Genomic DNA, 7,413 nt, shown 5'->3' on the forward strand with positions numbered 1-7,413 from the left:
GCATAGCCCCGATCTGGCTAAGCCGAGGCCCGCGACGGTGGCTCGGGCCGCCGGAGCCGTTGCTTCGCGGCATAGAGCCGCGCGTCGGCCACGGCGGCCAGCCCGTGCTCGTCCTCGGCATCCCGGGGCAGGAACGCCCAGCCGATGCTGGCGCCGACCGAAACGGTGCCTGCGCCCACGACGATCGGGGCGGACAGGGCCTCCTCGATCCGATCGGCGAGGGCCTCGACCTCCCCGGCACCCAGCCCGTCGCCGATCACGGCGAATTCGTCGCCGCCGGTCCGCACCGGCGTCATGCCGTCGGGCAGGGTCTCGGCCAAGCGCTGCGCCAGTGCGCGCAGCACGGTGTCGCCGGCCAGGTGCCCGTGCCCGTCATTGACTGCCTTGAAGCCATCGAGGTCGATCACCAACAGCACGGCCCCTGCCGACCGGCGGCGATAATCCGCGATCCGGCCGCGCAGCGCGGCGTCGAGTGCGTGCCGGTTCGCCAGTCCGGTCAGCGCGTCGTGATTGGCCATGTACTCGATCTTCTGCTCCAGCGCCTTGCGGGCCGAGACATCCATGTAGGAGCCGACGATGCGGAGCGGCCGCCCGGCCTCGTCGCGCTCCACAGTCCGCCCCCGCGCCAGCAGCCAGATCCAGCCGCCCGGGGCGGGCCAGCGATACTCGGCGACGCAGGTCGGGGTCCGGCCGGCGATATGGTCCTCCAGCGCCGCCAGGACCCGGTCCCGGTCCGCCGGATGGATCCTGGGCAGCCAGTCATCGAGCGGCCGGCGCGGCTTGACGTCGGTCCGCGCTGCCAGCAGCCCGGCATCGTAGGCCGAGAGCTGACGGGACGGCACCTCCAGGTCCCAGACACCGTCATTGGTGCCCTCGAAGGCCAGGGCCAGCCGGTTCTCGCTCTCGGCCAGGCGCAGCTCGATCCGGCGGCGCGTCGCCATGATGCTGGCGACCAGGACGGCAGCCAGGGAGATCAGGGCGACGGAGAGCCGGGTCGACAGCAGGATTCGCAACGGGTCCTCGGCCAGCGTCTGCGACGGCAGCCGGTCGAGGCCGAGGCCCAGGGCCGCGAAGATCCACAGCCCGACCAGCGCCGCCATGACCGTGGTCGCGAAGATGCCGCATCGCATCGCCGACCAGATCAGGGGCAGCAGCAGATAGCCGGTGGTGCCGATGCCGCCGGTGGCCACGCCCAGCGCCGCCATCAGGACCAGCAGGGCAAGGGGTCCGGCCAGCTCCGGCAGATCCAGCCGGATGGCGCGGGAGAGCCAGCCGGCCGGCCATGGCCGCGACGGCAGGGTCAGCGCCACCGGAAGCACCGCCGCCAGGGCAGCGATCTCCGACATCCACCAGGTCCCGGTGTTCAGCAGGATCGCCGAGTCGCCGAGCAGGGCGAAGCCGAGCGCCGAGACGATACCGCCGGCCAGGGCCGCCACGATGCAGGCGATGCCGACGCGCAGCACCGCGGTCGGATGGGCGAGGTCCCGGTTCTCGCGCCGCAGCTGCGCCAGCACGACCAGCCCCGCCGCGATCTCGGCGAGATTGGACAGCAGCAGCACGGCCGCGAGATCGATGCCGCGCCCGTAGCACAGGTCGGCCGCGACGAAGGCCAGGGCCACCGCGACCCAGCAGAGCGGGTTGCGGTGGGTGGAGCGGCGCAGGAACCAGCCGATCAAGGCACCGTTCGCCGGCCAGAACAGGGCAAGCGGCTCCAGCCCCTTCGTGGCGATGCCAAGCACCGCCAGGACGAAGGTCAGGACCGCCGCCTCCACCACCTCGCGAATCTGCATGCGCACCGGCAAGGGCCACACCCGGGGTCACGGTTTATGGTCCTATTTTTACCCTTCTCTCCAGCCGCGACAAGCGAACAGCCGTCGGTGCTGCCCTGGGCTGGCGTCATGCGGGCAGGACATGACGGACCGGGCGTCCGCCCGGCTGGCCGCCCCGGTCCGGCCCGGGCTATTGAAGGCCGCACCTGAGGCCACCAAAACCGTGTCATGCAATCAGCCAGCCCGGGCGGCCATGTCCGCTCCTGGTACGCCGCCACCGCCAACCGCGATCTCCGTTTCCCCTCGCTGAACGGGGATCAGCGCTGCCATGTGCTGGTCGTCGGTGGCGGCTATACCGGCCTCAGCACCGCGATCGAGCTGAGGGAACGCGGCCTCGACGTGGTGCTGGTCGAAGCCCAGCGAGTCGGCTGGGGTGCCTCCGGCCGCAACGGCGGCCAGGCGGTGACCGGCTTCAACAAGGACATCGGCACCATCGCCGGCTGGGTCGGCCGCGACGACGCCCGGAAGCTGTGGGACATGTCGGAGGAGGCGAAGTCCCTGCTGCGGCAGCGCATCGACCGCTACGGCATCGATTGCGACCTGCGCTGGGGCTATGTTCTGGGCGCGCTGAAGCGCCGGCACATGGAGGAGCTGGAGGCCCATGTCGCCGAATGGGACGGCCTTGGCTACAACCAGGGGCGGATGCTATCTCGGGCCGAGATCCGGGCGTTGGTCGACGCGCCGGGCTATGTCGGCGGCCTGCTGGACAGCGGCAGCGGCCAGCTGCACCCGCTGAACTACGCGCTCGGCCTGGCCGAGGCCGCCCGCTCGCTCGGCGTGCGGATCTTCGAGGACACGCCGGTCACCCGGCTGGACCAGGCCAGCCCGGCGGTGGCGACAACGCCGAAGGGCCGGATCACCGCCGATTTCGTGGCGCTGTGCGGCAACGCCTACCTGCCGTCGCTGTCGGCCGATGTCGACCGCACCATCCGCTCGCGGGTCATGCCGGTCGGCACCTACATCATCGCCACCGAGCCGCTGGGCGAGACGCTGGCGCAGCAGACCGTGCCGTCGGGCTTCGCCGTGGCCGACATCAACTTCGTGCTCAACTACTATCGGCTGAGCCATGACGGCCGGATGCTGTTCGGCGGCGGCGTCAGCTATTCCGGTTACGAGCCGCGGCGCCTGGCCGAGAGCATGCGGCGGACCATGGCGCGCACCCTGCCCCGCCTGGCCGGCAAGAAGGTCGAGTTCTGCTGGGGCGGCCATGTCGGCATCACCATGAACCGCACGCCGCATTTCGGCCGGGTGGCGCCGCACATCTTCTTCGCCCAGGGCTTCTCCGGCCATGGCGTGCTGCTGACCGGCATGGCCGGGCGGGTGATGGCCGAGGCGATCCGCGGCCAGGCCGACCGCTTCGACGTCTTCGCCCGGATTCCGCACCAGCCGTTCCCGGGCGGGCGAGTGCTGCGCATGCCGGCGCTGGTGCTGGCGATGGCCTGGTACCGGCTGCGCGACCTGCTTTAGTAGGCGGCGGCCCACTGCCGCAGCAACTCGCGCTCGGTTGCCCGGGCCCGGCCGAGCCAGCGCCGGGCCGGCTGCGACACGGCGAGGACCAGGGGGTCGGTCGCCGCGTCGGCCGCGGCACGCTGCGGCTCGTCGACGATGAAGATGGCGAAGCCGAGTTGCCGGCCGCTGTTGGCCGACAGATAGCCGGCCAGGCCGCGGACATAGCCCATGGTCCCGGTCTTCGCCCGCAGCCGGCCGGCCGCCAGCGGCGGCGGCTCGCCGGCATCGGCCTCGGCCCCGCCGTCCGGCCGCTCCGGCATCAGCGCCGGCAGGCCGATGCGGTTGCCCTCGATCAGCACCGCGGCCATCTGCACCGGCGAGATCCGGGCGGCGGTGCTGAGCCCCGACGCCCCGGGGATCGACAGCCCGCTCCAATCCACTTGCGGCAGCTTCTGCGCCCACCATGCGGCCAGCGTCCGGCCCGCTTCCCCCTGGGTGATGCTGCTGCGGCCCAGCGCCTGTCGCGCCGCCATCATGCCGATCATCTCGGCTGAAAGGTTGTTGCTGTATTTCAGGACGCGGGTGACGATCACCGGCAGCGTCTCGCTGTCGTGCCGGGCGATGATCGTCCCTTCGGCCGTGCGCGGCCCGATCGCCGGGGCCGGCAGGGCAATCCCGGCGTCGCGCGCGAAGCTGCGGAAGATCTGGGCCGCAGTCGCCGACGGGTAACGGATCGGCAGCAGGTCGGAGCCCTTGTCCGGCAGCCGCGACGACAGAATCCAGCCCTCATGGCCTTCGATCGGGCGATAGGGCGTGGCCGCGCCCTCGCTGACATCGACCCAGGGCAGCGTGACGTTGCGCCCCTCCGCCACCGCATCGGCGCGGGCGTCGAAGCGCCCAGCCCGTGTCTGCCAGCTCACCCGAAGGGCGTTGAAGTTGACGGCGAGGCCGGTGAGGCCGGGGTTGTAGGAGGCGGCCAGGGGCTGCAGCGGGTCGAGGAACGGCAGAGCCTGCAGCGCCGTGTCGTCGACGATGAAGTGGCCGGTCACCTTGGTGATGCCGGCCTGGCGGACCTGGCCGACCAGGTCGGCCAGGTCGTTGATGTCGAGGGTGGGATCGCCGCCGCCGATCAGGGCCAGGTCGCCGTTTAGCACGCCCCCTGCGACGGAGCCGCCGGCGGTGACGATGGTGGTGAAGCGATGGTCGGCGCCGAGAATCTCGATCGCCGCCAGCATGCTCGCGACCTTCATGGTCGAGGCCGGGATCATCGGTCGCGTTGCCTGGGCGCTGTCGATCAGTTGGCCGCTCTGGGCATCGAACAGGATATAGGCGACGTCCCCGGCGGGCAGGCCGCTGCGGGTAGCCGCCGCCCCGGCCTGGGCCCGGGCCGCATGGGCCGGCAGGGCGGCCGTCAGCACCAGCAGCAGGAACAGGCGGAACAATTTCATCATGGGCACGGGCCGGCATCCTCCGCATCGGGTCGCGCCCTCCTATAGCTCCAGGCGCGGCGAGTCGGAAGCTATGGCGAGGCCGAAACGGGCACGGCCCCCGCGAGGGGGCCGTGTCGATCGTTCTCGGGCGGGGTGGCCGCCGGCCGGGCCGGGTCGCTAGTAGGCGCCGGCGCCGGGCAAGAAGACCCTCGGGGTCTTGAACAGGATCACGATGTCCCGCCACAGGGTCCAGGTCCGCACATAGTCGACATTGAGGCGGATCTTGGTCTCGTAGCTGGTGTCGTTGCGGCCGGAGATCTGCCACACGCCCGTCATGCCGGGCCGGGTGCTGTGGTAGTAGCGGATCGCCGCGCCCCAGCGCTCCTGCTCCTCTTCGAACATCGGCCGGGGGCCGACCAGGCTCATATCGCCCTTCAGCACGTTCAGCAGCTGCGGCAGCTCGTCGAGGCTTGTCTTGCGCAGGAAGCGGCCGATCGCGGTCACCCGCGGGTCCTTCTTCAGCTTGAAGCCGGATTCCCACTCACGCCGCATCTCAGGGTTCTTCTGAAGAAGATCCGCCAATAGCTTATTTGCATTGGGAACCATCGTCCTGAACTTGTGGCAGTAGAAGATCTTGCCGTGACGACCGACGCGGCGGTCGCTGTAGAAGATCCCCCGGCCGGAACGCCGGATCATTGCCGCGCAGACCAGGAACAACGGCGAAAACAGGATCAGAAAGACGATCGACAATAAAATATCCATCAACCGCTTCGCCGCCATGCCCGCCCGCGCCGACTGGATCGGCGTCTCCGCGGAAATGTCTACGGCGGCAGTATCGACGAGGCTGTCGGACTGCATATCCCTGTACCCCCAGAAAACTGAAACAAAGGAGCAGAACATGTCCCGCCGCCGCAACCGGCAGAACACCCCACATTGAAATTGCGTCTGACTCCCCGCCCCCTAGTCACTAGGGTCGCGCACATCATAACTGCCTGAAACATGGCAATTTTTAGTGTGGCCTGGCGACCATTGAATGCGCCTTCTATGTATATCGAATGCCGCCAGTGGAGACAATCCATTTATTGCCGTGTGTTGCCGACACGAGCGCGGATAGATCAATGACAGAGACGGGAAGTCTAAACCAGAACGCAAGCTATATCACATAACGCATTCTTCCTAATCATCTTTCCCGCGAAGCAACCGAGCCACCAGCTCGCTTTCCCCGACCTTGCCGACCAGCCGGCCGTCGTCGTCGAGCACCAGGATCGGTTGCCGCGTGGCCTCATGCGCGGCGATGAAACGGCGCATCGATGCGTGGATCGGCATGGTCGCGATCTGCCCCGGCGCCACACCGTTGATGATGCCGTCGGCGATCTCCAGCGGCCGGTCGTCCTGCAGCACCTCGATCGGCCGGCCGAGATCGTCGACCCGGCAGCGGCAGGTCATGGCCTTGTCGACCAGGATCGAATCGCCGTCGCGCGGCAGCAGGTCGAGCGGCGTCATCAGCGCCTCGGCCCGCAGCACGTTGAGCGGGTTAACATGGGCGACGAAGTTGGCGACGTAGTCGTCGGCCGGCTTGGTGACGATCTCCTCCGGCGTGCCGACCTGGACGATGCGGCCGGATTCCATGATCACGATCCGGTTGCCGATCTTCAGCGCCTCATCGAGGTCGTGGCTGACGAAGATGATGGTCTTCTTCAGCCGGCGCTGCAGCTCCAGCAGCTCGTCCTGCAGATGGGTGCGGATCAGCGGGTCGAGCGCCGAGAACGGCTCGTCCATCAGCAAGATGTCGGCGTCGGTGGCGAAGGCGCGGGCCAGGCCGACGCGCTGCTGCATGCCGCCGGAGAGCTCACGTGGGTACTTGCCGGCCCATTTGTCGAGATGGACCAGGGCCAGCTTCTCGTCGACCACCCGGTCGCGCTCGGCCTTCGGCATGCCGCGCAGCTCGAGCCCGAGGCCGACATTCTCGCGGATGGTGCGCCAGGGCATCAGCGCGAATTGCTGGAACACCATCGACACCCAGTCGGCCCGCAGCTTGCGCAGCGTGGTCTCGTCGCAGCTGGCGACGTCGACCTCCTGCCCGTCGCAGCGCACCACCATGCGGCCGCGGGTGACCTTGTTCAGGCCGTTGACGCAGCGCAGCAGCGACGACTTGCCGGAGCCGGACAGGCCCATCAGCACGCACAGCTCGCCCGGCGGGACCGAAAGCTCGGCGCCGGCGACCGCCAGGGTATCGCCGCTCTCGGCCTGGATCTCGGCCCGGGTACGGCCCTGGTCGAGCAGGGCCAGCGCCCGCTTGGGTGTCGGTCCGAAGATCACGTCGATGGCGTTGAAATGGACCGCGGGAAGGGTGTCGGACATCAGTGCGCCCCTCCGGCGGGCCGTTCGCTTTTCACCAGACGATCGAGGATCACGGCCAGGATGACGATGCAGAGGCCGGCTTCGAAGCCCATGGGGACATTCACCGAGTTGAGGGCGCGCACCACCGGCTTGCCCAGGCCGTCGGCCCCGACCAGCGCGGCGATGACGACCATCGACAGCGACAGCATGATGCACTGGGTCAGCCCGGCCATGATCGTCGGCAGGGCGTGCGGCAGCTCGACCTTGAACAGCAGCTGCCGCCTGGTGGCGCCGAAGGCCTCACCGGCCTCGAGCAGCGGGCTCGGCACGCCGTGGATGCCGARATAGGTCAGGCGGATCGGCGC

The 7,413-nt window shown here is 69.3% G+C and carries 6 protein-coding genes; 1 reads left to right on the plus strand and 5 read right to left on the minus strand.

Features of this window, described 5'->3' with window-relative positions:
- Positions 1 to 17: 17 nt before the first annotated feature.
- Positions 18 to 1,790, minus strand: coding sequence for a diguanylate cyclase domain-containing protein (locus AB4Z01_RS35470; protein ID WP_441701459.1), 1,773 nt, complete (start codon positions 1,788 to 1,790; stop codon positions 18 to 20).
- A 207-nt stretch (positions 1,791 to 1,997) separates the two neighbouring features.
- Between AB4Z01_RS35470 and AB4Z01_RS35475 the strand changes: the two genes are divergently transcribed.
- Complete coding sequence (locus AB4Z01_RS35475; RefSeq protein ID WP_441701461.1) at positions 1,998 to 3,296, plus strand: NAD(P)/FAD-dependent oxidoreductase; 1,299 nt, start codon at positions 1,998 to 2,000, stop codon at positions 3,294 to 3,296.
- On the opposite strand, the gene dacB is transcribed toward AB4Z01_RS35475, so the two are convergent.
- The 4 genes from dacB to AB4Z01_RS35495 all read right to left on the minus strand — a co-directional run.
- Positions 3,293 to 4,729 (minus strand): D-alanyl-D-alanine carboxypeptidase/D-alanyl-D-alanine endopeptidase, encoded by a 1,437-nt coding sequence (gene dacB / locus AB4Z01_RS35480; protein ID WP_441701468.1) that lies wholly within the window; start codon positions 4,727 to 4,729, stop codon positions 3,293 to 3,295. The two genes, AB4Z01_RS35475 and dacB, sit on opposite strands and share 4 nt — an antisense overlap.
- 156 nt (positions 4,730 to 4,885) lie before the next feature.
- Positions 4,886 to 5,608 carry a sugar transferase gene (locus AB4Z01_RS35485; RefSeq protein ID WP_441701462.1) on the minus strand — a complete coding sequence of 241 codons (723 nt, stop codon included), beginning with the start codon at positions 5,606 to 5,608 and terminating at the stop codon, positions 4,886 to 4,888.
- Between the two features lie 276 nt (positions 5,609 to 5,884).
- Positions 5,885 to 7,069: a choline ABC transporter ATP-binding protein gene (choV, locus tag AB4Z01_RS35490; RefSeq protein WP_441701464.1), complete on the minus strand. Its 1,185-nt coding sequence runs from the start codon at positions 7,067 to 7,069 to the stop codon at positions 5,885 to 5,887.
- Positions 7,069 to 7,413: ABC transporter permease subunit (locus AB4Z01_RS35495; RefSeq protein WP_441701466.1), on the minus strand; the 345-nt coding region annotated here is incomplete at its 5' end. The genes AB4Z01_RS35495 and choV, both read right to left, overlap by 1 nt.

It is taken from the genome of Inquilinus sp. YAF38 (assembly GCF_052113205.1).
In the GTDB taxonomy this organism is placed as follows: Bacteria; Pseudomonadota; Alphaproteobacteria; order DSM-16000; family Inquilinaceae; genus Inquilinus.